Annotated in this window: 25 protein-coding genes and 2 tRNA genes; 10 read left to right on the top strand and 17 right to left on the bottom strand. The window is 67.3% G+C overall.

Annotated features, from left to right (window positions below; all coding sequences use genetic code 11):
• Position 1 precedes the first annotated feature (1 nt).
• Together siaC and siaD are read left to right on the top strand one after the other, a co-directional pair.
• Entirely contained in the window at positions 2–400 is a 399-nt protein-coding gene (gene siaC / locus NFC98_RS05240; RefSeq protein WP_302055095.1) for a biofilm regulation phosphoprotein SiaC, read from the top strand.
• On the top strand, positions 397–1,179 hold the full coding sequence (gene siaD, locus NFC98_RS05235; RefSeq protein ID WP_254277077.1) for a biofilm regulation diguanylate cyclase SiaD: 783 nt from the start codon (positions 397–399) through the stop codon (positions 1,177–1,179). Before siaC ends, siaD begins: the two co-directional genes overlap by 4 nt.
• 82 nt (positions 1,180–1,261) lie before the next feature.
• On the opposite strand, the gene sucD is transcribed toward siaD, so the two are convergent.
• From sucD to sdhC, 9 genes are all read right to left on the bottom strand, one after another.
• Positions 1,262–2,134: a succinate--CoA ligase subunit alpha gene (gene sucD, locus NFC98_RS05230; protein ID WP_183330450.1), complete on the bottom strand. Its 873-nt coding sequence runs from the start codon at positions 2,132–2,134 to the stop codon at positions 1,262–1,264.
• Positions 2,134–3,300 (bottom strand): ADP-forming succinate--CoA ligase subunit beta, encoded by a 1,167-nt coding sequence (sucC, locus tag NFC98_RS05225; protein WP_183330449.1) that lies wholly within the window; start codon positions 3,298–3,300, stop codon positions 2,134–2,136. Before sucC ends, sucD begins: the two co-directional genes overlap by 1 nt.
• A 140-nt stretch (positions 3,301–3,440) precedes the next feature.
• On the bottom strand, positions 3,441–4,880 hold the full coding sequence (gene lpdA, locus NFC98_RS05220; RefSeq protein ID WP_254277076.1) for a dihydrolipoyl dehydrogenase: 1,440 nt from the start codon (positions 4,878–4,880) through the stop codon (positions 3,441–3,443).
• 64 nt (positions 4,881–4,944) lie between these two features.
• The gene (odhB, locus tag NFC98_RS05215; RefSeq protein WP_254277075.1) at positions 4,945–6,501 is read right to left on the bottom strand and encodes a 2-oxoglutarate dehydrogenase complex dihydrolipoyllysine-residue succinyltransferase; all 1,557 of its coding nucleotides are present in this window, start codon (positions 6,499–6,501) and stop codon (positions 4,945–4,947) included.
• A 39-nt stretch (positions 6,502–6,540) separates the two neighbouring features.
• Complete coding sequence (locus NFC98_RS05210) at positions 6,541–9,375, bottom strand: 2-oxoglutarate dehydrogenase E1 component (protein WP_254277074.1); 2,835 nt, start codon at positions 9,373–9,375, stop codon at positions 6,541–6,543.
• 252 nt (positions 9,376–9,627) lie between these two features.
• Positions 9,628–10,332 carry a succinate dehydrogenase iron-sulfur subunit gene (locus NFC98_RS05205; protein ID WP_254277073.1) on the bottom strand — a complete coding sequence of 235 codons (705 nt, stop codon included), beginning with the start codon at positions 10,330–10,332 and terminating at the stop codon, positions 9,628–9,630.
• A 27-nt stretch (positions 10,333–10,359) separates the two neighbouring features.
• Positions 10,360–12,132, bottom strand: a complete 1,773-nt coding sequence (gene sdhA, locus NFC98_RS05200; protein WP_254277072.1) for a succinate dehydrogenase flavoprotein subunit — start codon at positions 12,130–12,132, stop codon at positions 10,360–10,362.
• 3 nt (positions 12,133–12,135) lie between these two features.
• Positions 12,136–12,483, bottom strand: a complete 348-nt coding sequence (gene sdhD, locus NFC98_RS05195; protein ID WP_254277071.1) for a succinate dehydrogenase, hydrophobic membrane anchor protein — start codon at positions 12,481–12,483, stop codon at positions 12,136–12,138.
• Positions 12,477–12,854: a succinate dehydrogenase, cytochrome b556 subunit gene (sdhC, locus tag NFC98_RS05190; RefSeq protein WP_110068261.1), complete on the bottom strand. Its 378-nt coding sequence runs from the start codon at positions 12,852–12,854 to the stop codon at positions 12,477–12,479. The genes sdhD and sdhC overlap by 7 nt, the downstream gene beginning before the upstream one ends.
• A 451-nt stretch (positions 12,855–13,305) precedes the next feature.
• Here sdhC and gltA point away from each other — a divergent pair, with 451 nt between their 5' ends.
• Both gltA and NFC98_RS05180 read left to right on the top strand, forming a co-directional pair.
• Complete coding sequence (gene gltA / locus NFC98_RS05185; protein ID WP_254277070.1) at positions 13,306–14,589, top strand: citrate synthase; 1,284 nt, start codon at positions 13,306–13,308, stop codon at positions 14,587–14,589.
• A 97-nt stretch (positions 14,590–14,686) separates the two neighbouring features.
• Positions 14,687–15,577 (top strand): NAD(P)-dependent oxidoreductase, encoded by an 891-nt coding sequence (locus tag NFC98_RS05180; RefSeq protein ID WP_254277069.1) that lies wholly within the window; start codon positions 14,687–14,689, stop codon positions 15,575–15,577.
• Positions 15,578–16,081: 504 nt separating this feature from the next.
• Here NFC98_RS05180 and NFC98_RS05175 read toward each other — a convergent pair.
• From NFC98_RS05175 to gltX, 3 genes are all read right to left on the bottom strand, one after another.
• Positions 16,082–16,157: transfer RNA gene (locus NFC98_RS05175), tRNA-Glu, on the bottom strand.
• A 25-nt stretch (positions 16,158–16,182) separates the two neighbouring features.
• A tRNA-Ala gene (locus NFC98_RS05170) sits at positions 16,183–16,258 on the bottom strand.
• 58 nt (positions 16,259–16,316) lie between these two features.
• On the bottom strand, positions 16,317–17,798 hold the full coding sequence (gene gltX / locus NFC98_RS05165) for a glutamate--tRNA ligase (RefSeq protein WP_254277068.1): 1,482 nt from the start codon (positions 17,796–17,798) through the stop codon (positions 16,317–16,319).
• 138 nt (positions 17,799–17,936) lie between these two features.
• Here gltX and NFC98_RS05160 point away from each other — a divergent pair, with 138 nt between their 5' ends.
• Positions 17,937–18,677 (top strand): SDR family NAD(P)-dependent oxidoreductase, encoded by a 741-nt coding sequence (locus NFC98_RS05160; RefSeq protein WP_254277067.1) that lies wholly within the window; start codon positions 17,937–17,939, stop codon positions 18,675–18,677.
• 136 nt (positions 18,678–18,813) lie between these two features.
• Positions 18,814–19,404: a helix-turn-helix domain-containing protein gene (locus NFC98_RS05155; RefSeq protein ID WP_183330438.1), complete on the top strand. Its 591-nt coding sequence runs from the start codon at positions 18,814–18,816 to the stop codon at positions 19,402–19,404.
• Between the two features lie 36 nt (positions 19,405–19,440).
• Here NFC98_RS05155 and NFC98_RS05150 read toward each other — a convergent pair whose 3' ends face one another.
• Together NFC98_RS05150 and NFC98_RS05145 are read right to left on the bottom strand one after the other, a co-directional pair.
• Complete coding sequence (locus NFC98_RS05150; protein ID WP_254277066.1) at positions 19,441–20,034, bottom strand: hypothetical protein; 594 nt, start codon at positions 20,032–20,034, stop codon at positions 19,441–19,443.
• 71 nt (positions 20,035–20,105) lie between these two features.
• A complete protein-coding gene (locus tag NFC98_RS05145) occupies positions 20,106–20,429 on the bottom strand; it encodes a TraR/DksA C4-type zinc finger protein (protein WP_183330436.1) in 324 nt (107 codons plus the stop codon).
• Positions 20,430–20,658: 229 nt separating this feature from the next.
• Between NFC98_RS05145 and NFC98_RS05140 the strand changes: the two genes are divergently transcribed.
• Positions 20,659–21,465 carry a sulfite exporter TauE/SafE family protein gene (locus NFC98_RS05140; RefSeq protein WP_254277065.1) on the top strand — a complete coding sequence of 269 codons (807 nt, stop codon included), beginning with the start codon at positions 20,659–20,661 and terminating at the stop codon, positions 21,463–21,465.
• A gap of 35 nt (positions 21,466–21,500) precedes the next feature.
• Here NFC98_RS05140 and NFC98_RS05135 read toward each other — a convergent pair whose 3' ends face one another.
• Positions 21,501–21,740, bottom strand: coding sequence for a hypothetical protein (locus NFC98_RS05135; RefSeq protein WP_254277064.1), 240 nt, complete (start codon positions 21,738–21,740; stop codon positions 21,501–21,503).
• A gap of 169 nt (positions 21,741–21,909) precedes the next feature.
• Between NFC98_RS05135 and NFC98_RS05130 the strand changes: the two genes are divergently transcribed.
• Positions 21,910–22,125 (top strand): hypothetical protein, encoded by a 216-nt coding sequence (locus tag NFC98_RS05130; protein WP_183330433.1) that lies wholly within the window; start codon positions 21,910–21,912, stop codon positions 22,123–22,125.
• Between the two features lie 89 nt (positions 22,126–22,214).
• Positions 22,215–23,210 carry a tRNA dihydrouridine(20/20a) synthase DusA gene (gene dusA, locus NFC98_RS05125; RefSeq protein WP_254277063.1) on the top strand — a complete coding sequence of 332 codons (996 nt, stop codon included), beginning with the start codon at positions 22,215–22,217 and terminating at the stop codon, positions 23,208–23,210.
• Positions 23,211–23,235: 25 nt separating this feature from the next.
• Here the strand turns inward: dusA and NFC98_RS05120 are convergent, their stop codons facing one another.
• Positions 23,236–24,267 carry a succinylglutamate desuccinylase/aspartoacylase family protein gene (locus NFC98_RS05120; protein ID WP_254277062.1) on the bottom strand — a complete coding sequence of 344 codons (1,032 nt, stop codon included), beginning with the start codon at positions 24,265–24,267 and terminating at the stop codon, positions 23,236–23,238.
• Positions 24,268–24,432: 165 nt separating this feature from the next.
• On the opposite strand from NFC98_RS05120, the gene NFC98_RS05115 reads away from it, so the two are divergent.
• Positions 24,433–25,062 (top strand): TetR family transcriptional regulator, encoded by a 630-nt coding sequence (locus tag NFC98_RS05115; protein WP_254277061.1) that lies wholly within the window; start codon positions 24,433–24,435, stop codon positions 25,060–25,062.
• A 45-nt stretch (positions 25,063–25,107) separates the two neighbouring features.
• On the opposite strand, the gene NFC98_RS05110 is transcribed toward NFC98_RS05115, so the two are convergent.
• Positions 25,108–25,863 (bottom strand): enoyl-CoA hydratase/isomerase family protein, encoded by a 756-nt coding sequence (locus tag NFC98_RS05110; RefSeq protein ID WP_254277060.1) that lies wholly within the window; start codon positions 25,861–25,863, stop codon positions 25,108–25,110.
• Positions 25,864–25,928 lie beyond the last annotated feature (65 nt).

The raw sequence follows: 25,928 nt of genomic DNA, 5'->3' as shown, positions 1-25,928 counted from the left end.
CATGATCACCATGACGCGAGACCTCGACATTCCCGGCAGCCAGTCGACACCGGCCATCCAGAGCAGCTGGCAGGCAGGCCGGCTGGCGATGCAGGGCGACTCCTACCCCGAGAACTCCTATGAACTCTTCGACCAGGTGATCGACTGGGTGCGCCGCTACCTCAAGGAGGAGGCACGGCCGCTGCACCTCTCCCTGGCGCTGGTCTACCTCAACACCAGCTCGGTGAAGGCGATGATGGATATCTTCGACCTGCTCGAGGAGGCCCACGGCGAGGGCCGCGAGGTCTCCGTCGAGTGGCGCTACGACCCCCGCAACGAGCGCATCGCCGAGCTGGCCGACGAGTTCCGGGAGGACTGCAGCTACCCCTTCGCCATCACCCCGACGGCGGCGCCGGCATGACACGCCGGGACGAGCAGGCGCTGCTCGAGCGGGTCGAGGCGCTGCTGGCGGAGCCGGACCATGCCGGCCACCCCCTTCACGAGGCGCTGGAGGCCCTCGCCGCCCAATACCGCAGCCAGCAGCATCAGCTGGAGCGCCTGATCAGCATCTCCGACCGCTACCAGCAGCTGGCCCTGGAGGCGCGCCAGGTCACCCAGAAGCGCTACGAGCGCAGCCTGCGCCGCCAGCAGAAGCTGTCGCGCATCTCCGACGGCTACCAGGCGATGATGCGCGAGCGCAACCAGGCGCTCCATCAGGCCTCCACCCACGACCCCCTCACCCAGCTGGCCAACCGCCGACTGATCGACGAGCGGCTTCGACAGCTCGAGGCCGCCGGACGGCCCTATACCCTGGCCCTGCTGGACATCGACCGCTTCAAGAGCATCAACGACCGCCATGGCCACGACGTCGGCGACCGGCTGCTGGTAGCCATCGCCGCTACCATGCGCGAGGTGCTGCGCGAGTCCGACCTGTGCGGACGCTGGGGCGGCGAGGAGTTCATCCTGCTGCTGGCGGAGACCCGGCTCGACGAGGCACGCCGCATCGTCGAGCGGCTGCGCGAGCGCGTGTCGGCCGTCACCATCACCAGCTGCGAGGAGCGGCTATCGGTGACGCTGAGCGCCGGGATCAGCGAGCACCGCCTCGGCGAGCGCCACCTGACCACGCTGCAGCGCGCCGACCAGGCCCTGCTGGAGGCCAAGCGCAACGGCCGGGACCGCTGCCTGACCGCCGCCCGCTGAGGCATCGATACCCCCGAAAGGCAGGACGGGCACCCCTGGGGGTGCCCGTCCTGTGGTTCCACGCCTGTCGGCAGGGAGCGGCTTACCAGCCGGTCACTTCCTTCAGGGCGTCGCCGATCTCGGCCAGCGAACGCACGGTCTTGACGCCGGCGTCCTCGAGGGCGGCGAACTTCTCGTCCGCGGTGCCCTTGCCGCCGGAGATGATCGCACCGGCGTGGCCCATGCGCTTGCCCGGAGGGGCGGTGACGCCGGCAATGTAGGAGACCACCGGCTTGGAGACGTTGGCCTTGATGTAGGCCGCTGCCTCTTCCTCGGCGGTGCCGCCGATCTCGCCGATCATCACGATCGCCTCGGTCGCCGGGTCCTTCTCGAACATCTCGAGGATGTCGATGAAGTTGGAGCCCGGGATCGGGTCGCCGCCGATGCCCACACAGGTCGACTGGCCGAAGCCGTGGTCGGTGGTCTGCTTGACCGCCTCATAGGTCAGGGTGCCGGAGCGCGACACGATACCGACCTTGCCCGGCTTGTGGATGTGGCCCGGCATGATGCCGATCTTGGTCTCGCCGGGGGTGATCACGCCCGGGCAGTTAGGGCCGATCAGCCGCACGCCCAGCTCGTCGCACTTCACCTTGACGTCGAGCATGTCCAGCGTCGGGATGCCCTCGGTGATGCAGACGATCAGCTTGATGCCGGCGTTGGCGGCCTCGAGGATCGAGTCCTTGCAGAACGGGGCCGGCACGTAGATCACGCTGGCCTCGGCGCCGGTCTTCTCGACGGCTTCCTTGACGGTGTTGAACACCGGCAGGCCCAGGTGCTCCTGGCCGCCCTTGCCCGGGGTCACGCCGCCGACCATCTGGGTGCCGTAGGCGATCGCCTGCTCGGAGTGGAAGGTCCCCTGGCCGCCGGTGAAGCCCTGGCAGATGACCTTGGTGTTCTTGTCGATCAGGATACTCATTACTTGCCCTCCGCTGCCTTGACGACCTGCTGAGCCGCATCGGTCAGACTGGTAGCAGCGATGATGTTCAGACCACTGGACGCCAGCTTCTCGGCACCCAGTTCGGCGTTGGTACCTTCCAGGCGCACCACGACCGGCACGTTGACGCCGACCTGCTCGACGGCACCGATGATGCCCTCGGCGATCATGTCGCAGCGCACGATGCCGCCGAAGATGTTGACCAGCACGGCCTTGACGTTGTCGTCGGAGAGGATCAGCTTGAAGGCCTCGGCGACGCGCTCCTTGGTGGCGCCGCCGCCCACGTCAAGGAAGTTGGCCGGGGAGCCGCCGTGCAGGTTGACGATGTCCATGGTGCCCATGGCCAGGCCGGCGCCGTTGACCATGCAGCCGATGTTGCCGTCCAGCGCCACGTAGTTGAGCTCCCACGCGGCCGCCTCGGCCTCGCGAGCGTCCTCCTGGGAGGGGTCACGCATCGCCTGCAGGTCAGGGTGGCGGTAGAGGGCATTGCTGTCCAGGTTGATCTTGGCGTCGAGGCAGTGGAGGTTGCCCTCGTCGGTGATCACCAGCGGGTTGATCTCGAGCAGCGCCAGGTCCTTGTCGTGGAACAGCTTGGAGAGGCCCAGGAAGATCTTGGTGAACTGCTTCACCTGGTCGCCCTTGAGGCCCAGGGCGAAGGCCAGCTCGCGGGCCTGGTAGGGCTGAGCGCCGACCAGCGGGTCGATCTCGGCCTTGAGGATCTTCTCGGGCGTCTCCTCGGCAACCTTCTCGATCTCGACGCCGCCCTCGGTGGAGGCCATGAAGACCACGCGACGGGTGGCACGGTCGACCACGGCGCCCAGGTAGAGCTCCTCGGCGATGTCGGTGCAGTTCTCGACCAGGATCTTGGCGACCGGCTGACCCTTCTCGTCGGTCTGGTAGGTCACCAGGTTCTTGCCCAGCCACTGCTCGGCGAAGGCCTTGGCCTCCTCCGGGCTCTTGATCAGCTTGACGCCGCCCGCCTTGCCGCGACCACCGGCGTGGACCTGGGCCTTGACCACCCACATCTCGCCGCCGATCTTCTTGCAGGCTTCCGCCGCTTCCTCGGGGGTGTCGACGGCGAAGCCCTTGGACACCGGCAGACCATAGTCGGCAAACAGCTGTTTGCCCTGATACTCGTGAAGGTTCATCGATTCATGCCATTGGTTGCATGTGACTCGAACGGTAGCCGGGCCGACGCCCGAGCGGCGTGGCGTACACGGCTACCACCGACCCCTTCCGGTACATGGCCGGAAGGGATGCGCCGCCCGTCAGGGCGGCGCTTCTTGTCCTACTTGCGCTTCTTGCGGTTGGCCATGTGGATCGCATGGCCGTCCACGGCGAGCGCCGCCTCGTGCACCGCCTCCGACATGGTCGGGTGGGCGTAGCAGGTCAGCGCCAGGTCCTCGGCACTGGAGCCGAACTCCAGGGCGATGACGCCCTGGGCGATCATCTCGCCGGCGTGCTGGCCGACGATATGCATGCCCAGCACGCGATCGGTCTCGGCATCGGCGATGATCTTGGCCTGGCCCTCGGTGGCGTTGTTGGCCATGGCGCGGCCGCTGGCCGCGAACGGGAAGCTGCCGGTCTTGACCTCGATGCCGGCCGCCTTGGCGTCCTGCTCGGTCATGCCGACCCAGGCCACCTCGGGGAAGGTGTAGATGACGTTGGGGATGGCGTCGTAGTTCATCTCGGCCTTGTGGCCGGCGATGATGTCCGCCACCATCACGCCCTCTTCGGAGGCCTTGTGGGCGAGCATCGGGCCGCGCACGCAGTCGCCGATGGCATAGACGCCCGGCACGCTGGTGCGGCACTGGTCGTCCACGTGGATGAAGCCGCGCTCGTCCAGCTCGATGCCCAGGCCGTCGGCGACCACGCCCTTGGTGTAGGGCTTGCGGCCGACGCAGACGATCAGCTTGTCGAAGGTCATCTCCTGGTCGCCGTCACCGTCGGTGTACTTGACGACCACTTCCTTGTCCTTGACCTCGGAGCCGGTGACGCGAGCGCCCAGCTTGATGTCCAGGCCCTGCTTCTTGAGCAGCTTCTGGGTCTCCTTGGCGATGGCGGTATCCACCATCGGCAGGAAGCTGTCCATGGCCTCGAGCACGGTGACCTCGGAACCCAGGCGGTTCCAGACGCTGCCCAGCTCCAGGCCGATGACGCCGGCGCCGATCACGCCGAGCCGCTTGGGCGTCTCGGTGAACTCCAGCGCGCCGGTGGAGTCGACGATCAGGCCCTCGGTGAGCGGGGTCGGCGGGATCTCCACCGGCACGGAGCCGGCGGCGATGATGATGCTGTCACCCTCGTAGGTGGTCGCCTTGCCGTCCTTGTCGGTGACCTCGACCTGCTTGGCGCCGGTCACCTTGCCGGTGCCCTCGATGCCGGTCACGCCGTTGGCCTTGAACAGGCCGGCGATGCCACCGGTGAGGTTCTTCACGATCTTGTCCTTGCGGGCGATCATCTTCTTGACGTCCATCTGGACGTCGCCCGCCTGGATGCCCATGTCGTCGAAGTCATGCTTGGCCTCGACGAACTTGTGGGAGGCCTCGAGCAGCGCCTTGGAGGGGATGCAGCCCACGTTGAGGCAGGTGCCGCCGAAGACGACATTGCCTTCCTTGCCGATCCACTTCTCGACGCAGGCGGTCTTCAGCCCCATCTGGGCGGCACGGATGGCGGCCACGTAGCCGCCAGGGCCCGCGCCGATCACGATCACATCATACTTGTCAGCCATGTTGGCTCCCGTTGCATGTCTTGTGGTTCAGGCTTCGCCGGGATCTTCCGGCGTCTCGGGCCGTTCAGATGTCCAGCAGCAGACGTGACGGATCCTCGAGCAGCTCCTTGATGGTGACCAGGAACTGCACCGCGTCCTTGCCGTCGATCATGCGGTGGTCGTAGGAGAGCGCCAGGTACATCATCGGGCGGATCTCGACCTTGCCGTTCACCGCCATGGGACGCTCCTGGATCTTGTGCATGCCCAGGATGGCGGTCTGCGGCGGGTTGAGGATCGGTGTGGACATCAGCGAGCCGAAGATGCCGCCGTTGGTGATGGTGAAGGTGCCGCCCTGCATCTCGTCGATGCCGAGCTTGCCGTCACGGGCGCGCTTGCCGAAGTCGACGATGCCCTTCTCCACATCGGCGATCTTCATGCTATCGGTGTCGCGCAGCACCGGGACCACCAGGCCGCGGTCGGTGGAGACCGCCACGCCGATGTCCTGGTAGCCGTGGTAGACGATGTCGGTGCCGTCGATGGAGGCGTTGACGTCCGGGAAGCGCTTGAGCGCCTCGGAGGCCGCCTTGACGAAGAAGCCCATGAAGCCGAGCTTGGTGTCGTGGGCCTTGAGGAAGGCGTCCTTGTACTGGGAACGCAGGTCCATCACCGCGCCCATGTCCACCTCGTTGTAGGTGGTGAGCATGGCGGCGGTCTGCTGGGCCTGGACCAGGCGCTTGGCGATGGTCTGGCGCAGGCGGCTCATCGGCACGCGCTTCTCAGGGCGCTCGCCCTCGACGGCCGGTGCCGCCGCGGCGGCCTTGGCGGCACCGCCGGCCGGCTTGGCCGCCTTCTTCGCGGTGCCTTCCTTCACGGCCTTCTGAACGTCCTCCTTGAGGATGCGGCCGCCCTTGCCGGTGCCCTCGATGCGGCTGACGTCGAGGTCGTGCTCGGCGACCAGCTTGCGCGCGGCGGGAGCGAGGATCTTGTCGCCCACCTTCTCGTCGGAGGCGCCGTCGTCGGCGGAAGCGGCCGGGGCCTCGTCGGCGGAGGTGTCGGCCTCGCCGCCGGCGCCCTCGGTGAAGATCGCCAGCACCGCCTCGGACTCGACCTGGCTGCCCTCCTCGGCCTTGATCTCGGCGAGCGCCCCGTCGGCCGGTGCCACGACCTCGAGCACCACCTTGTCGGTCTCGATCTCGGCCAGCACCTCGTCGCGCTTGACGGCTTCACCGACCTGCTTGTTCCAGCTGGCGACGGTGCCTTCCTGGATGGACTCGGGGAAGGTCGGCGCCTTCACCTCGTGCTGCTTGCCGCCGCCCGAGGCCTTCTTCTCGGCCTTGGCGTCGCCCTTCGACTCGGCCTTGGCGTCGGCCTTCTCGCTCTTCGGCTTGTCACCGCCCTGGGCCTTGCCTTCCCCGATCCTGCCCAGCACCTGCTCCGACTCGACGGTGTCGCCCTCCTCGGCGAGCACCTCGGAGAGGGTGCCGGCTTCCGGCGCCAGCACCTCCAGGACCACCTTGTCGGTCTCGATCTCGACGATCAGCTCGTCGCGCTCGACGCTGTCACCCGGCTTCTTGTGCCAGGCGGCGACGCTGCCCTCGGCAACGGATTCCGGAAAGGTGGGTGCCTTGATCTCGGTAGCCATGTCGTTTCCCTTGTCTGTTCTGTCGTCCCGGTGGGCGCCTCAGAGATTGAAGGCGTCTTCCACCAGCTGGCGCTGCTGTTCGGTGTGCACGGACATGTAGCCCGCCGCGGGTGCTGCCGATGCCGGGCGACCGGCGAACTTGAGCTTGCCCCCCATGCCGTCGCGCAGCATGTCGGCTACCGCACGCATGTGATGCTGGCTCGGGTACCAGGCGCCCTGGTTGAGCGGCTCCTCCTGGCACCACACCACGTCGGTGACGTTGGTGTAGGCCTGGATCGCCTCGAACAGCTCCTCCTTGGGGAAGGGGTAGAGCTGCTCCAGGCGCAGGATGGCCACGTCGTCACGCCCGTTCTCGGCCCGCCAGGCGGCCAGGTCGTAGTAGACCTTGCCGGCGCACAGGATGATGCGCTCGACCTTCTCGGCCTCGAGGTTGCCCTGGTCGGCCAGCACCATCTGGAAGTGGCCGTTGGCCAGCTCGTCCAGGGTCGAGGTCGCCTCCTTGTGGCGCAGCAGGCTCTTGGGCGACATCACCACCAGCGGCTTTCTCAGCTTGCGGATCACCTGGCGCCGCAGCAGGTGGAAGATCTGCGCCGGGGTGGTCGGCACGCAGACCTGCATGTTGTGCTCGGCGCACAGCTGCAGGAAGCGTTCCAGGCGGGCCGAGGAGTGCTCGGGCCCCTGCCCCTCATAGCCGTGGGGCAGCAGCATGGTCAGGCCGCACAGCCGTCCCCACTTGGTCTCGCCGGAGGAGATGAACTGGTCCACCACCACCTGGGCGCCGTTGAAGAAGTCGCCGAACTGGGCCTCCCAGATCACCAGGTCGTTGGGCGCCGTGGTGGCATAGCCATACTCGAACGCCAGCACCGCCTCCTCGGAGAGGTAGGAGTCGTGGATGGTGAAGCGCGGCTGGCCGTCGGCCATGTGCTGCAGCGGCACGTAGCTGGAGCCATCCTTCTGGTTGTGGATCACCGCATGACGGTGGGAGAAGGTACCGCGGCCGACGTCCTGGCCGGTGATGCGCACCGGGTGGCCCTCGTCGAGCAGCGTGGCGTAGGCCAGGGTCTCGGCGAAGCCCCAGTTCAGCGCCATGCCGCCGGCCTGCATCTTGCGCCGGTCCTCGTAGATCTTGGCCACCTGGCGCTGCACGGTGATGCCGTCGGGGATCTCGCACATCCTGGCGGCCAGCTGCTGCAGGCGCTTCATGTCGAAGCTGGTGTCGGTGTAGCCGACCCACTCGTGGCCCAGGTAGGGCTTCCAGTCGACGAACAGGGAGGTGTTGGGCTCCTGCACCAGGGCGTTGGCGACGTGGTTGCCGGCAATCAGGTCCTCGCGATAGGTCTCGATCAGCGCCTTGGCGTCCTCCTCGCTGATCACGCCCTCGCCGACCAGGCGCGTCGCGTAGAGCTCGCGGGCGGTCTTCTGCTCGCGGATCTTCTGGTACATCAGCGGCTGGGTGCCGGACGGCTCGTCGGCCTCGTTGTGGCCGCGACGGCGGTAGCAGACCAGGTCGATCACCACGTCCTTCTTGAACTGCTGGCGGTAGTCCAGCGCCACCTGGGTGGCGTGCAGCACCGCGTCGGCGTCGTCGCCGTTGACGTGGAAGATCGGCGCCTGGACCATCTTGGCGATGTCCGTGCAGTACTCGGTGGAGCGCGCATCCTGCGGGTGGGAGGTGGTGAAGCCCACCTGGTTGTTGATGACGATGTGCACCGTGCCGCCGGTCTTGTAGGCGCGGGTCTGGGACATCTGGAAGGTCTCCATGACCACGCCCTGGCCGGCGAAGGCCGCGTCGCCATGGACATTGATCGGCAGCACCTTGTCACCGACCGGGTCGTCACGGCGATCCTGGCGGGCGCGCACCGAGCCCTCGACCACGGGAGCGACGATCTCCAGGTGGGAGGGGTTGAACGACAGCGCCAGGTGCACCTCGCCGCCCGGCGACATGACGTTGGAGCTGAAGCCCTGGTGGTACTTCACGTCGCCGGAGCCACGCTCGATGACCTTCTTGCCGTCGAACTCGTCGATCAGCTCGCCGGGGTTCTTGCCGAGGATGTTGACCAGCAGGTTGAGGCGGCCGCGGTGGGCCATGCCGATCACCACTTCCTTGGTGCCATAGCCGCCGGCACGCTGGATCAGCTCGTCCATCATCGGGATGAAGGCCTCGCCGCCCTCCAGGCCGAAGCGCTTGGTGCCCGGGTACTTGGAGGCCAGGTAGTTCTCGAGGCCCTCGGCGGCGGTCAGCCGCTCGAGCACGTGCTTGCGCACCTCGGGGCTGAACGTCGGCGCACTGCGCACCGACTCGAAGCGCTGCTGCAGCCAGCGCTTCTCCTCGGTGTCGACGATGTGCATGATCTCGCAGCCGATGGAGCGGCAGTAGGTCTGATCCAGCGCCGAGACGATCTCCTTCAGTGGCGCGCGGTCCAGGCCCAGGAAGAAGGAGCCGGTCTGGAACTCGGTGTCCAGATCGCTCTTCGACAGCTGGTGGAAGGAGAGGTCGAGGTCGGGGACGGGCGTCGGGCTGCGCAGGCCCAGGGGGTCGATGTTCGCCTTCTGGTGGCCGCGGAAGCGGTAGGCGTTGATCAGCTGGAGGACCTTGACCTGCTTGCGGCTCTCGTCACTGTCCGAGGCGGCGGCTGCCACGCTGGTGCGACGGGCGCGGCCCAGCTGGTAGAACTGGTCACGGATCGGGGCAAGCGGAACGTCATGGGAGGCGCTGCCTTCGGGGCGCGGCAACTGGTCGAAATACGTGCGCCACTCGTCGGGGACAGCATCGGGATCATCGAGGTACTGCTCGTAGAGCGCTTCCACATAGTGGGCATTGCCGCCACTGACGTGGGAGGAGCGCCACATCAACTCCATTATGCCTTGTTGCATCTCTCGGTCACCCTGCACTGATGGGGTGGTATCGGCGTCACCGCGACGCGGGCGCGGCGACATCGGTGGTGCCCTGCCGGCGGGGCATCTCGCTTTCCGGCGCTCCCGGCACGCGGCCGAAAGCCTTGAATTCGATGCTCAGGAGCCGGTGCCCAAGGCACCGGCTCCTGACACTACTGTGCCATCCTCCGGCTGCGACAAGGCGTCGCAGCCGGAATCCGCGGCCCATGATAACAAGCCACGGGCCACGATTTAAGTGGCATTGGCCAGCAGCATTTCGCGGATCTTGCCGATCGCGCGGGTCGGGTTGAGCCCCTTGGGGCAGACCGCGACACAGTTCATGATGCCGCGGCAGCGGAACACGGAGAACGGGTCCTCCAGCTCGGCCAGGCGCTCGCGGGTGGCCTCGTCGCGGGAGTCGGCCAGGAAGCGGTAGGCCTGCAGCAGGCCGGCCGGGCCGACGAACTTGTCCGGGTTCCACCAGAACGACGGGCAGGAGGTGGAGCAGCAGGCGCACAGGATGCACTCGTAGAGGCCGTCGAGCTTGTCGCGATCCTCCGGCGACTGCAGGCGCTCGATGGCCGGCGCCGGGGTGTCGTTCTGCAGGTACGGCTGGATGCGCTCGTACTGCTTGTAGAACAGCCCCATGTCGACCACCAGGTCGCGGATGACCGGCAGGCCCGGCAGCGGGCGCAGGACCAGCTTGCCGTTCTTCACCACCTCGGAGAGCGGGGTGATGCAGGCCAGGCCGTTCTTGCCGTTCATGTTCATGCCGTCGGAGCCACACACGCCCTCGCGGCAGCTGCGGCGGTAGGCCAGGCCGTTGTCCTGCTCCTTCATCATGTGCAGGACGTCGAGGACCATGACGTCACGGCCCTGGGTGTCGACCTGGAACTCCTGCATGTAGGGCGCGGAGTCGGTCTCCGGGTTGTAGCGGTAGATGGATACCTGAAGCATCGTGGCTCACCCTCGTATTGGCTGAATTTAGTAGGTGCGGACTTTCGGCTCGAAGGTGTCGACGGTCTTGGGCGCGAAGTTGACGTCGCGCTTGCCAAGCTTCTTCTCGGCCGGGAAGTAGAGCGAGTGCTTCAGCCAGTTGACGTCGTCACGGTCCGGGTAGTCGTAGCGGGAATGGGCGCCACGGCTCTCCTTGCGCTCCAGGGCGGCGATGGCGGTTGCCTCGGCCACTTCCATCAGGTTGTCGAGCTCCAGGGCCTCGACGCGGGCGGTGTTGAAGGCGTTGGACTTGTCCGGCAGGTGGGCCTTGGCGATGCGCTCGCGCAGCTCGGCCAGCTGCTTGACGCCCTTCTGCATGTTCTCCTCCTCGCGGAACACGCCGAAGGAGTTCTGCATGATGCCCTGCAGCTCGCGCTTGAGCTCCGGCACGGTCTCGCCGCCCTCGGACTCGTTCCAGCGATTCATGCGCTTCATGGCCGACTCGATGTCGGACTCGGAGGCGTCGAGGTACTCGATGCCCTCGTTGAGCGCACCCTCGATGAACATGCCGGCCGCGCGGCCGAAGACCACCAGGTCGAGCAGCGAGTTGCCGCCCAGACGGTTGGCGCCGTGAACCGAGACGCAGGCCGCCTCGCCGCAGGCGAACAGGCCGTTGATGATCTGGTCGTTGCCGTCGGCGTCCTGCATGATCGCCTGGCCGTGCACGTTGGTGGGGATCCCGCCCATCATGTAGTGACAGGTCGGCACCACCGGGATCGGCTCCTTGGCCGGATCCACGTGGGCGAAGGTCTTGGAGAGCTCGACGATGCCGGGCAGGCGCTTGCCCAGGACTTCCTCGCCCAGGTGGTCCAGCTTGAGGAACACGTGGTCGCCGTTCTCGCCGCAGCCGCGCCCCTCGAGGATCTCCATGACCATGGAGCGCGCGACCACGTCGCGGCCGGCCAGGTCCTTGGCGTTGGGCGCATAGCGCTCCATGAAGCGCTCGCCGTCCTTGTTGATCAGGTAGCCACCCTCGCCACGGCAGCCCTCGGTCACCAGGGTGCCCGCGCCGTAGATGCCGGTCGGGTGGAACTGCCACATCTCCATGTCCTGCATCGGGAAGCCGGCGCGCAGCGCCATACCGATGCCGTCGCCGGTATTGATCAGGGCGTTGGTGGTGGAGGCGTAGATGCGACCGGCGCCGCCGGTGGCCAGCACGGTGGCCTTGGACTTGACGTGCACCACTTCGCCGGTCTCGATGTCCATGGCGATGCAGCCCACCACGTCGCCGTTGGCGTTCTTGACCAGGTCAACCGCATACCACTCGTTGAGGAAGGTGGTGTTGTTCTTCAGGTTGTTCTGATAGAGGGTGTGCAGCAGGGCGTGACCGGTGCGGTCGGCCGCCGCACAGGTGCGGGCCGCCTGGCCGCCGGCGCCGAAGTCCTTGGACTGCCCGCCGAACGGACGCTGGTAGATGCGGCCGTTGTCGAAGCGGGAGAACGGCAGGCCCATGTGCTCGAGCTCGAACACCGCCTTGGGGCCCTCGGAGCACATGTACTCGGCCGCATCCTGGTCGGCGATGTAGTCGCCGCCCTTGACGGTGTCGTACATGTGCCAGCGCCAGTCGTCGTTGGGGTCGGCCGAGGCGATGGCACAGGTGATGCCGCCCTGGGCGGAGACGGTATGGGAGCGGGTCGGAAAGACCTTGGAGAGCACGGCGGTCTTCTTGCCGGACTTGGCCAGCTCGAGGGCGGCCCGCAGGCCGGCACCGCCACCGCCGATGATGATGGCGTCGAAGGAAAGGCTACGCAGGTTGGACATGTATCAGGCTCCCCACAGAATCTGAATGCCCCAGACCAGGAACACGAAGATGGCCAGGATGATGACGGTCTGGGCGCCGACGCGGATGCCGGTCGGCTTGAGGTAGTCGGTGGTCACGGTCCACAGCCCGACCCAGGCGTGGGCGGCCAGCGACACGAAGGCCAGCAGCGAGAAGATGCGCATCCAGGTCTGGGCGAACAGGCCGCTCCAGGTGGCATAGTCGAGACCCGGATTGAACAGCAGGTAGAGAACGATGAAGAGCGTGTAGACCGCCAGGATGACCGCCGAGACGCGCTGGATCAGCCAGTCGGAGAGGCCGCTGCGGCCGAAGTTCGTGATGTTGGTTACCATACCCAGACTCCCGCCAGAATGATCAGGACCGCACTCACCACCACGGTGATCTGTGCCTTCTTGACGCCGCCCTCGAGGGTGACACCGATGTCTGCATCCATCAGCAGGTGCTTGATGCCGGCCACGAAGTGGAAGGCCAGCGCCGACAGCAGACCCCAGGCGATCAGCTTGGCCAGGAAGTTGTTGGCCAGCGCATCACTCACCGCGGCGAAGCCGGCCGGCGACGACAGCGACTTGCTGAGCGCCCAGAAGGCGAAGATCAGGCCGACGAACAGGATCACGCCGGTGATGCGGTGGGTGATGGAGGTCAGGGCGGGGAGTGGAAACTGTATCGTGGACAGATCCAGGTTTACGGGTCGTTTGCTATTCACGGCTCTCTACACACTCTCTATGGCCCGCTCTACGACAGGTCGGGCATGGCCCGAGCGGGCGGTGGTTTCGGGAAGGATCGGCACCTGCCGTTGAAGGCAAGACCGCCTTTTCCTGCCAGTCGCGCGGGGTGGATTATAGGGACATGGCCGTCCCATGACAAATGACCGGAGCCCGGACTAGACCATGGTGCAAAGCCTTCGGAGGCGGTTTCCCGCCCCATCGGCACGGCCACCCGCCACCCGCGCGCGGCACGATGGTGCACAGCACCAATTATTGTACGACACCTGTTCATCATAGAACACTACGTACAATATGTGGGTCGCCATGGGCTAATTGACAATCGCTGGAACGCTTCTATAGTGGGCGAACCTTTTCGCCGGCGTTCCAGGTGAACACGCTCCGCGAAATAACGACTTATCGCCCTTATCACGAACTCGAGAGGAGGCCTCCATGGCTGACAGGAAAGCGACGCTGACGGTAGACGGTCTGGACAAGACGATCGAACTGCCTGTCTATTCGGGCAACCTGGGCCCGGATGTGATCGACGTGCGTGGACTGGGTGCCGAAGGCCTGTTCACCTATGACCCCGGGTTCATGGCCACCTCCTCCTGCCAGTCCGCCATCACCTACATCGACGGCGGCAATGGCGTGCTGCTGCATCGCGGCTACCCGATCGACCAGCTGGCCAAGGAGTCCAACTTCGTCGAGCTGTGCTACACGCTGCTGTTCGGCGAGCTGCCCGACGACGAGCAGTACGCCGACTTCGAGTCGCGGGTCCGCAACCACACCATGGTCCACGACCAGATCAACAACTTCTTCAAGGGCTTCCGCCGCGACGCCCACCCGATGTCGATCCTGTGTGGCGTGGTCGGTGGCCTGGCCGCCTTCTACCACGACCACATGGACATCAACATCGAGGAGGACCGCATCATCAGCGCGATCCGCCTGATCGCCAAGATGCCGACCATCGCCGCCATGTCCTACAAGTACAACGTCGGCCAGCCGTTCAACTACCCGCGCAACGACCTGAGCTATGCAGAGAACTTCCTCTACATGATGTTCAGCAACCCGTGCGAGGAGTACAAGGTCAACCCGGTCTACGCCAAGGCCATGGACCGCATCTTCATGCTGCACGCGGACCACGAGCAGAACGCCTCCACCTCCACGGTGCGCCTGGCCGGCTCCACCGGCGCCAACCCCTTCGCCTGCATCAGCGCCGGCATCGCCGCCCTGTGGGGCCCGGCCCACGGCGGCGCCAACGAGGCGGTGCTCAAGATGCTCGACGAGATCGGTGACGACTCCGAGGAGAACATCCAGCGCTTCATCGACAAGGCCAAGGACAAGGATGACCCCTTCAAGCTGATGGGCTTCGGCCACCGGGTCTACCGCAACTTCGACCCGCGCGCCAAGGTGATGAAGGAGACCTGCGACGAGGTGCTGGCCGAGCTCGGCATCGACGACCCGCAGCTCAAGATCGCCAAGCGCCTGGAGCAGATCGCCCTGGAGGACGAGTACTTCGTCGAGCGCAAGCTCTACCCCAACGTCGACTTCTACTCCGGCATCATCCTCAAGGCCATGGGCATTCCGACCAACATGTTCACCGTGATCTTCGCGGTGTCTCGCACCATCGGCTGGATCTCCCACTGGCACGAGATGCTGAGCGACAGCTACAAGATCGGCCGTCCGCGTCAGCTCTATACCGGTCACGCCCAGCGCGACTATCCTGCCAAGTAAGTAACCGGCAGGCAGCGGCCTTGCCGCCAGCACCATCAGAAAGCCGCCCTAGGGCGGCTTTCTGCGTTCTCTCACCCCGCAGAACAAGGAATCAGCGATGAGCCAAACGATCTCCACCGTCGCCTTTATCGGCCTGGGCGTGATGGGCTTCCCCATGGCCGGCCATCTGGCCCGTGCCGGCCTCACGGTTCGCGTCTACAACCGCACCCCCGCAAAGGGCGAGGCCTGGGCTGCCGAGCACGGCGGCAGCCACCACCCCACCCCCCGCGAGGCCGCCGAAGGCGCCGACCTGGTACTGGTCTGCGTAGGCAACGACGACGACGTCCGTCAGGTCACCACCGGCGAGGATGGCACCCTCTCCGGCATGGTCGAGGGCAGCCTGCTGGTGGATCACACCACGGCGTCGGCGGACCTCGCCGAGGAGCTGGATGCTGCCTGTCGCGAGCGCGGCATCGGCTTTGTCGACGCCCCCGTCTCAGGCGGCCAGCAGGGGGCCGAGAACGGCGCGCTGACCGTGATGTGCGGTGGCAGCGAGGCGGACTTCGCCCGCGCCGAGCCGGTGCTTGCCCACTACTCCCGGGCGGTGACCCTGATGGGCCCCGCCGGCAGTGGTCAACTGACCAAGATGGTCAACCAGATCTGCATCGCCGGCCTGGTCCAGGGGCTCGCCGAGGGGCTGCACTTCGCCGAGCAGGCGGGCCTCGACCAGCAGCGCGTGGTAGAGGTTATCTCCAAGGGGGCCGCCGGCTCCTGGCAGATGGAGAACCGCCATCAGACCATGATCCGCGACGAGTATGAGCATGGCTTCGCGGTGGACTGGATGCGCAAGGACCTGGGGATCTGCCTGGAGCAGGCTCGCCGCCTCCAGGCTCGCCTGCCGGTCACCGCACTGGTCGACCAGTTCTATGCCGACGTCCAGGTGATGGGGGGCAACCGCTGGGACACCTCCTCGCTGCTGCGCCGCCTGCGCGCCTTCGGCAAGGCGTGAGCCCCCCGCCGGCAGGCGGCATCGCCTGCCGGCCTCTTTCACCCCTCACCCCTCCCCCTCCAGGAGCATCAGAAAACTCATCTTCCAGGGTTGACGCTCCCTCGTTCGCATGGCTGAGAACCGCCAACTCGCGACCCTCTGCCGTTTTCCACACATTCTGTGGATAACCCTGTTCACAACCACGCGAAAAGGCCCTCGAATCGCCATGAACTGGGGGCTCGACTCAGATTGGTCAAATTTTGATCTTTGATAAGCCATTGATTTAGAAAGGAATAATCAAAAACCCCACAGTCATGGGGATTTGCGCGCGCCCTGTGCACAGGCAGCCGCGAAGGGAGCGGGGACGTGGACAAGTCAAGGGCTTGTCAAGCCGAAAATGGGGGGAGGATCACGCGATCCGGGACGCTGGAATCAACGAAAGGACCAACGGTCGGCCCAGAGACGCAAAAGACGCCCGAAGGCGTCCCTGTGGCCCCCTCGCCACGCGGCAAGGGGGAAGAAGAGTGGCGTCCCATAGGGGGTTCGAACCCCTGTTCCCGCCGTGAAAGGGCGGTGTCCTAGGCCACTAGACGAATGGGACGCAGATGTCGTTGCACGAGGTGAAGTGGTGGAGCCTAGCGGGATCGAACCGCTGACCTCGACACTGCCAGTGTCGCGCTCTCCCAGCTGAGCTAAGGCCCCACGTGTCGTGAAGACGAGGCGTATGTTACTGATCCGCCCCGACTTCGTCAACAGGAAATCATGAGAGCTCGCGGAATTCCTTCTCGAAGCGCTTGGCCTGCTTCTTGGAGACGCCGCCCAGCACCTCGATGGCATGGCGCAGGCGCGCCCGGGTCATGTCGGAGCCGAGGATCGCCATGGCGTCCATGACCGAGGTGCTGGCGCTGGAGCCGGTGATGGCGATGAACACCGGCGCCAGGAACTCCTTCATCTTCAGGTCGAAGTGGCCGGCCAGCGCCTTCACCTCCCCGAGCAGGAGCTCCTTGTGCCAGGCCGGCACGGCCTCGAAGCGCCACACCAGGAACTGCAGCAGCCTGACCAGGTCCTCGCGGCCCAGCTTGACGTTGTCGAAGCTCTCCTCGCCGATCGCCGGCAGGCCTGAGAAGAAGTGGCCGGCCAGGGGCACCACCTCGGAGAGGGTCTCCACCCGCGGGCGCACCTGGGGCAGGATCTCCTTTACGTAGCGCTCGTTGAAGGCCCACTCCATCAGCGCCTTGAGGAACGCCTCGTCGTCGAGCTCCTCGCGGATGTAGAGGCCGTTGAGCCAGGTGAGCTTCTCCAGGTCGAACACAGGGCCGCCCAGCGAGACCCGCTGGATGTCGAAGTGGGCCATCATCTCATCGAGGCTGAATTTCTCGCGCTCGTCGGGCATCGACCAGCCCATGCGGCCCAGGTAGTTGATCACCGCCTGGGGCAGGAACCCCATGCGCCGGTAGTAGTTGATGGACGTCGGGTTCTTGCGCTTGGAAAGCTTGGACTTGTCGGGGTTGCGCAGCAACGGCATGTGGCAGAGCTGGGGCATCTCCCAGCCGAAGTACTCGTAGAGCAGCTGGTGCTTGGGCGCCGAGTTGATCCACTCCTCGCCGCGCAGCACGTGGGTGATGCCCATCAGGTGGTCATCCACCACGTTGGCCAGGTGATAGGTGGGCATGCCGTCGGACTTGAGCAGGATCTGGGCATCCACCTGGGCCCAGTCCACCTCGATGGTGCCGCGCAGCATGTCCTGGATCACGCAGGTGCCGTGGTTGGGCACCGCCATCCGAACCACGTGGGGCCAGCCCTCCTTCTCGCGGCGCGCCTGCTCCTCGGCCGGCAGGGCCAGGTCGGCGGGCTTGAGGGCCAGCTGCATGCCGGCCGCCTTGCGCGCCTCGCGCAGCTCGTCGAGCTCCTCGCTGGTGCGGTAGCACCTGAAGGCGTGCCCGGCCTCGATCAGCTGGCGCGCGTACTCGCCGTAGATGTCGCCGCGCTCGCTCTGCCGGTAGGGGCCGTGGGGGCCGCCCACATCGGGCCCCTCGTCCCACTCCAGGCCGAGCCAGCGCAGCGAGTCGAGGATCATCTGCTCGGATTCGGCGGTAGAGCGCACACGGTCGGTATCCTCGATGCGCAGGATGAACTGGCCACCATGCTGGCGCGCAAAGCAGAGATTGAACAGGGCGATATAGGCGGTGCCCACGTGGGGATCACCGGTCGGTGACGGCGCGATACGAGTGCGTACGGTCATGTCGTGCGTTATCCCGGAACCATGAATGGAATTGACTGGCGGCATTATACGCACCTCGCCTGGCGTGGGCAGCCGCCGCGGGGAATCATCGCTCACGCCTGCGGTCCATGTCGGACACCGTCACGAGGAGACCACCGGATGCTGCCCCGACTGCCCCATGGATTCACCGCCCTGGTCACCGGCGCCTCGGGAGGGATCGGCAGTGCCGTGATCGATGCCCTGCTGGCCAGCGATCGCCCCGGTCGGGTGCTCGGCGTCAGCCGGCGCGAGACCTCCCGAGGGGACCCGCGCTACACGTCGCTCTGCGCCGATGTGACGACCCCCGAGGGCCTCGCCACGGTGTCGCGACACCTGCAGGATGCCCCCGTCCACCTGCTCTTCAATGCCATCGGCCTGCTCCACGACACCTCGCGCGGCATTGCCCCCGAGAAGCGTCTGGACGCCCTGGAGGCCGAGGCCCTGGCCCGGCTGATGCACGTCAACGCCGCCACGCCCGCCCTGCTGCTCAAGACCCTTCAGGGCAGCCTGCAGGGGCGCCACCCTGCCCTCATCGGCAGCCTCTCCGCCCGGGTAGGGTCGATCGGGGACAACCGCCTGGGGGGCTGGTACGCCTACCGCGCCAGCAAGGCCGCCCACAACATGCTGATGAAGACCGCCGCCGTGGAGCTACGCCGCCTCAACCCCGAAAGCACGGTGGTCTGCCTGCACCCCGGCACCACCGATACCCCCCTGTCGAAGCCCTTCCAGGCCCGGGTGCCCGAGGGCAAGCTGTTCGACCCCGCCTTCGTGGCCGAGCGGCTGCTCGCGGTGCTGGGCGATCGCACCCCCGAGGAGAGCGGCAGCTTCTACGACTGGGCCGGCGACCCCGTCGCCTGGTAGCCGGCCTGCCGCCAAAGCCGATGTTTCAACGCAGCATCGCTACCCAGCGTTGATGCGCGCTGTTGCACAACCCCGGCCGATCGCTGATCATCCCCGGGGCCATTAGCCCCCGATTATGTCTCGACAGGAAACGCCCATGGACTCACTAGGCCCGCGTATCAAGGAGCTTCGGCTGGAGGCAAACCTCAACAAGGCCGCCCTGGCGCGCCGGGTAGGCGTCTCCGATGTGACCATCTCGTACTGGGAGTCCGGCGCCATCAAGCAGATCGGCCACGAGCGGCTGGTCGCACTGGCGGAGGCCCTGGGCTGTCCCCTCTCGCGGCTGATCGAGGGAGAGTCCAGCGGACGGGCGAAGCCGCTCTACCTGCGCAGCGACCCTCCGGCCCCCTGGCAGGATCCGGGGGCCGGCCGCATCGAGATGCCCTTCGAACTGGTCCCCGCCCAGGAGTGGGAGGGCGACTGCTTCCTGCTCACCCCGGTACCGGGCGAAACCTTCGACTTCATCGCGGCGGGCGACCTCGTCGCGGTGGCGCCCACCGAGATCTTCCGCCAGACCGGGCTCTACCTGGTCGAGCGCGAGGGGCGCCACTGCATCCGCCGGGTGAGCCAGGGCCCCACGGGCGAACTGCAGTTCCAGGCCGAGGAGAGCGATGAAGTGGTCGGCTACACCCCCGACACCCGCCTGCTCGGCAAGCTGGTGGCACGCTGGCGGGCAGAGGCGCTCTGAGCTCTTCCCGTCCGCCCTCCACTCTCGGATCCCCCATCACTCGATACCCAGCACCTCGACCCGGTCGGTGGTGCGTCGCGGCTCGTTGCCCACCAGGAAGCGGCGGGAAGTGCTGGCCACCTGGCCCAGGCCATGGCGTGACATGCTGACCAACGGCCCCGTCAGATGCTCGCCCTGGTCGCCCAGGCGCCGACGCACCGCCAACGGCTGGACGCTCGCCTCCGGCAGGTGAACCGTGATGGTGTAGCCACCGTCGGGGAGCCCGCTGCCCGGGCCGAAGGGCCCCGCGGCGAAGCGCCCATCATTCAGGGTGATCCTCGACTGCCAGCGGACGCCGCTGAGCTCGCGCTCGACCACGACCCGCAGCCGGGTATCATCGGGCAGATTGCTCTCGCCCTCCACCATCAGGCGCCGATCGCTGCGCAGGCTGGCCGTGAAATCGATCGCGACGGGTTCGGTGAATGGCTCCACCTCGGGCTCAGGCTCGGGCGTCGGCTGCGCCTGCGCCCCTTCGGTCACCTCGGCCTCGTCCAGGCCCTCGTCCGGCGCCGTATCGCCGCCGTCGCCGCCACAGCCCGCCAGCAGCAGGGCCAACAGGCCCGCGCCACACCACCGACACCACGCATTCATTCGCGACCTCCCAGCCGATGATCCTGGCCTCAGGCTACCACCGGCACGGGGGGCGCGTCCTGCATGGCGGGTCAACGCGACTCGGCACACTCCCGGCACAGGGTGGTATAGGGCAGCGCCTCCAGCCGGGCAGGCAGGATCGGCTCACCACAGGCCTCACAGCGCTCCCCTTCCCCTGACTCGAGGCGCCCCAGGGCGTGCATCACCTGATGCAGCTCCTCCTCGGCCTCATTCTCCAGAGAATCGACCACCTCATCGTTCTGCAGTTCGACGGCCTGCTCCTCCATGTCCTTGTCCAGCGGGCCGTTCCTCTGCTCCTTGTGGGCCCGGTAGCGCTCGATCCGCTCGATCAGCTCGTCACGCAGCCCCTCCAGTCTCGCCTTGCGGTCCGCCATGATGCCCTCTCCTGTGGTCGTGACATGGCCGGCAGCGCCCGCACGGCGCTGCCCTGCCCCTTCTTCATAGCACATTGCCGCTGCCGCCGACCCCGACGCGGGTCAAGCCGCGGCGACTAGACAATGGCCGGCCGGGGCCCCGGCCCCTTCGCCGCGCGTTTTCCTCTACACTGCTGCCTTCATCGCCTGAGATCAGGCACCGAACGAACCCGCGGAAGGAGAGAGGGCATTGGATCCCATCTGGTGGTTGGCCTACCTGGCCCTGGGAAGCTTCGTCGGCCTGATGGCCGGCCTGCTCGGCATCGGCGGCGGCGGCATCATGGTGCCGATCCTGACCTCGCTGTTCGTGATTCAGGGGGTCCCCCACGAGCACATCGCCCACCTGGCGCTGGGCACCGCCATGGCGGCCATCGTGCCGTCGGCCTCGGCCAGCCTCTGGTCACACCACCGGCATGGCGCGGTGCGCTGGCCCATCGTGCGCCACATCACCCCGGCCATCCTCGCCGGGACCTTCCTGGCCACCTTCGTCGCCGCCCTGATGCCGACCCGCGGCCTGGCGATCTTCTTCGCTGGCTTCATGGTGCTTATGTCGCTGCAGATGCTCGTCAACCTGAAGCCCAAGCCGACCCGCACCCTGCCGGGTGCGGTCGGCCTGTCCGGCGCCGGGCTCGGCATCGGCGGCATCTCGGCGCTGGTGGCCATCGGCGGCGGCTCGCTCACCGTGCCCTTCCTGACCTGGTGCAACGTCCGGCTGCCCCACGCCATCGGCACCTCGGCCGCGGTGGGGCTGCCGATCGCCCTGGCCGGGGCACTGGGCTACGTCATCAACGGCTGGAGCACCGCGGGCCTGCCGGATGCCGCCTGGGGCTATGTCTACCTGCCCGCGCTGCTGCTCATGGCGCCATTCAGCATCCTTACCGCCCCCCTCGGCGCGCGGCTCGCCCACCGGCTGCCGGTGGGCATCCTCAGGCGGGTGTTCGCCGTCATGCTGATGGCCCTGGCGCTACAGATGCTCTACACGGTGTTCACCGCCTGACCGCCAGGCCCGCGCCGACAGCGGACGCCTGGCGTTCAGCTCATGCCGAGGGCCGCATAGCCCTGCTCGGTCAGCGTCAGGGTCTCGCCCTGGCCGGGGGCTTCATGTGCCGTCACCGTGATCAGCCCCTGCGCCTCGAGCGCCGCGATATCCTCGCGTAGCGCCGGCAGCAGAGCATCCTCATCGGAGTGGCCGAAGGGCGAAGAGAGCACCCCGCCATGCTGCAGCACGCGTGCCAGCAGCTCCCTCTGGTGGTCCGTCAGTTCGTGGGACATGGCCGTCATCTCGCAGAAAGGTTCCAAGGTTATCCCCGGTCGCGCTTGAAGCATTTTCACGGGCGCTCGCGACGGAGATGGCATAGGGTTCCTGAGTGGGACGCCGGGACGCCCGGACCTGCCTTCCCGCATCCCGGCAATACTCCCCATCACGAAGCAGGAGGTAGGCGTGGACACCATCACCCTCACCCACAAGGTACATGGCCTGACCCTCATCTGCCGGCAGTGTGGCAACCGCGAAGAGCCGACCGACCTCCGCCTCGGCCGCTTCCGGGTCGAGGGGCTCTCCCGCGACACCGGCACCCTGCGCTGCCTGAACTGCCAGGCCGCCGTCACCATCGGGCTCCACGAGCTGGACCCGATCGCCTTCTCCCGGGCCGGCTAGGCTGGCCTGGAGGCGGCATCACCGACATGGGCAACACGCGGCGGGGGCTGGTAGAATACCGGCCTCCCAGAACAACCCCGTGATGCCCGATGCCCCAGCTCGACCGCACCTTCTCCGTCGCGCCGATGATGGATTGGACGACCCGCGACTACCGCGCGTTCGCCCGCACCCTGACCCGTCGTGCGCTGCTCTACACCGAGATGGTCACCACCGGCGCCATCCTGCACGGCAGCCCACGGGAGCGCTTCCTGGGCTTCGACGAAGTGGAGCATCCGCTGGCCCTGCAGCTGGGCGGCAGCGACCCGGGCGAGCTCGCCGAGTGCGCGGCCATCGCCGAGGCCTGGGGCTATGACGAGGTCAACCTCAACGTGGGCTGCCCGAGCGACCGGGTGCAGAACAACCTGATCGGCGCCTGCCTGATGGGCCATCCCGAGAAGGTGGCTGCCGGGGTGCGCGCCATGCGCGACGCGGTGTCGATCCCGGTCACCGTGAAGTGCCGCATCGGCATCGACGACCAGGACGAGGACGCCGACCTCGAGCGCTTTATCGCCACGGTAGCGGATGCCGGCTGCGAGGTGTTCATCGTGCATGCCCGCAAGGCCTGGCTGCAGGGGCTCTCGCCGAAAGAGAACCGCGATATCCCGCCGCTCAACTACCCCCGGGTGCACCGCCTCAAGGCGACCCACCCCGAGCTGCATATCGGCATCAACGGCGGCGTCAAGACCCTCGACGCGTGTCGGGCGCAGCTCGAACAGGTGGACAGCGTGATGGTGGGGCGCGAGGCCTACCAGAACCCCTGGCTGCTGGCCGACGTGGACCAGGCGCTCTACGGCGAGCCGGGGCCGGCGGTCAGCCGCCACGCGGCGGCGCGGGCCTTCCGCCCCTACATCGCCCGGCGCCTCGAGGAGGGCGCCAAGCTCAACCACATCACCCGCCACCTGCTGGGGCTCTTCCAGGGCCAGCCGGGGGGACGGCGCTTCCGCCGCCACCTCTCCGAGAACGGCCACCTCGAGGGCGCCTGCCTGCGCGTCTTCGACGACGCCCTGAGCCTGGTTGCCGAGCGCGAACCCGCCGACGCGGCCTGACGACGCACCCCGGCGGGCGCCTCCCTCAGTAGAGCGGGTCGGGTGGTGGCGCCAGGCTGGAGTGGAAGTCCTCGATGGCGCTCTCGGCCTCCTCGATGGCATCGAAGCGGGCGATGTGGAAGAGCGCCTCCCCCTCATTGGCCAGCGGCAACCGGCTCATGCCGATGACGATACCGTCGGCCATGGACCTCACCTCCCCTTCCGCGTTGCCGAACGGGTCGGCCACCCGGCCCAGCAGCTCGCCCCTGGCCACCCGCGCCCCCAGGCGCACCTGGGGCCTGAGGATGCCGTCGATGGGCGCCCGCGCCCAGCTCGAGCCGTTGGCGATCTCCGCCGCCGGCGGCGGCCGCCGGCGCTGTTCGCCGGTCAGCATTCCCAGCCGACGCATCACCCGCAGCACCCCGCGCACCCCGGGCGTGATCGCCCACTCGTCGAAGCGCAGCGCCTCCCCCGCCTCGTAGGTGAGCACCGGGATGCCACGGTTCTGGGCATAGTGCCGCAGGCTGCCCTCGCGCAGCTCGGCATTGAGGATCACCGGCGCCCCGAAGGCGTTGGCCATGCGCTCCGTCTCGCCACCCGGAGTCAGCTGGGCGCGGATCTGCGGCAGGTTGGTGCGATGGATCGCCCCGGTATGCAGGTCGATGATATGGGAGGCGTGGTCGACGATCTGCTCGCGGAACAGCGCCGCCACCCGCCCCCCCAGCGAGCCCGACTCGCTGCCGGGGAAGCAGCGGTTGAGGTCGCGGCGGTCCGGCAGGTAGCGGCTGTGCTGGACGAAGCCGAACACGTTGACGATGGGCGCGGCAATCAGCGTGCCGCGCAGGCCCTGGATCTGCTTGGAGCGCAGCAGCCGGCGCACGATCTCCACGCTGTTGATCTCATCGCCATGGATGCCGCCGCAGACCAGCAGCGTCGGCCCCGCCTGGCGGCCGTGCACCACCTCCACGGGGATGTAGAGCGGCGCGTGGGTGTAGAGCTTTGCCACGGGGACGTCGATCTGGGTTCGCGACCCCGGGGCGATGCGGATGTCGGCGAGTTCGAGGGGAGCACGGGCCATGGGGTGTCGTCCTGTGACAGGGGCATGGCTTCCGTTTATACCCGGCTTGCGGCCCGCTGACGAGCGGTGCCGCCGCCGAGCCAAGAACCATACATCAGCGAATGTAAAATCGGCGTCGTTCGGGTAGAATGCGGGTCGATGAGTGATTCAGGGAGATCGTCCTGCATGGCCCGAAAGACCAAAGCCGAGGCGGCCGCGACCCGCGAGGCCCTGCTCGATGCCGCCGAGGCGGTGTTCCTGGAGAGAGGCGTGGCACGCACCTCGCTGGAGCAGATCGCGCGCCATGCCGGCATGACGCGAGGCGCCGTCTACTGGCACTTCCGCAACAAGGCCGATCTCTTCCAGGCCATGCTGCAGCGGGTGCGCATGCCGTTCCGGGAACTGGTGGAGGAGATCGGCGACCCGAGCCTCGCCGAACGCCCCCTGGAGGCGATCCGGCTGGCCATCCGGAAGGGCTTCGAGCGCCTCGAGCAGCCGCGCTATCGACGCGTCCACGCCATCCTGATCCACCACTGCGAGGTGTTCGGCGACATCGACCCGCTGGCCATGCAGAACGAGATGGCCGAGGAGGCCTGCGGTGCCCTGCGCGACTACTTCGCCTGCGCCGCCCGCCTGGGCCAGCTCCGCGGGGACCTCTCGCCGGAACTGGCCGCCAGGCTGATGCAGTCCATGCTCGGCGGCCTGTTCCACGACTGGCTGCGCAACCACAAGCAGTTCTCGATCGTCGAGCAGGGCATGGTGCTGGTGGAGACCCAGCTGAGGCTCTGCGGCCCTCCGCCTGCCGCCGGTGAGTGACCCGGGCGGCGCGCCCCGCCCGGGCGATGCCCCCGCCGCCCTGCCTCAGCGCCCGTGCCGGGTGGCGAAGAAGGCGTCGATGGCGCCCTGGGCCTCCGAAGAGCGGCAACGCGCCAGCAGCGCCTGCTCCTCCCGATTCAGCGCCTCGCCGATCGCCTCGGCGTCCGCCGCACGCATCAGCGCCTTGGTGGCCAGCAGTGCATCGACGGGCTTGGCCAGCAGCCGCGCGGCACAGTCGAAGGCCTGTTCCAGCGCCCGGCCATCGGGTGCCGTATCGGTCAGCAGGCCGATGTCGCAGGCCTGCCGGGCACTGAAGGGCTGTCCCAGCAGCAACATCTGGCTGGCCGCCTTGCCGCCGGCCAGCCGCGGCAGCAGCCAGGTGGTGCCCCCCAGGGGGGTCAGGGCGAAGTTCGTGAAGGGCAGCTGGAAGCGGGTGGCGTTGCCCGCGTAGGCGAAGTCGCTGTGCAGCAGCATCGAGATCCCCAGCCCCATGGCGATGCCCTCCGCGGCGGCGATGACCGGCTTGGGGAAGGCGTGCAGGCGGCGCAGGAAGGTGATGGCCGGCACGCGGTCGGCCTGGGCCAGCGCCCGGTAGTTGGCCAGGTCGTTGCCGGCGGTGAAGCAGTTCTCGGTGCCGGTGATGATCAGTACCTTGATCCCCTCGTCCGCCTCGGCCGCCTCGAGCCCCTCGATCAGCAGCTCATAGCTTGCCTCGTCGAGGATGTTGCGGCGCTCGGGGCAGCTGATCTTCAGTATCTGGATGCCGTCCTCCCGCCGGGTGGAGGTGATTCGGGTCGCCATGACAGTCTCTCCCTTGTGGTCCAGCGGCCTGATCCCATCGCCAGGCCGTCCATTATCTTCTCAGC

The sequence above is a fragment of the Halomonas sp. 3H genome, assembly GCF_024206005.1.
Lineage (GTDB): Bacteria > Pseudomonadota > Gammaproteobacteria > Pseudomonadales > Halomonadaceae > Halomonas > Halomonas campaniensis.
The sequence above is the reverse complement of the archived record's forward strand: the minus strand, read 5'-3'. Positions and strand labels throughout refer to the sequence as shown.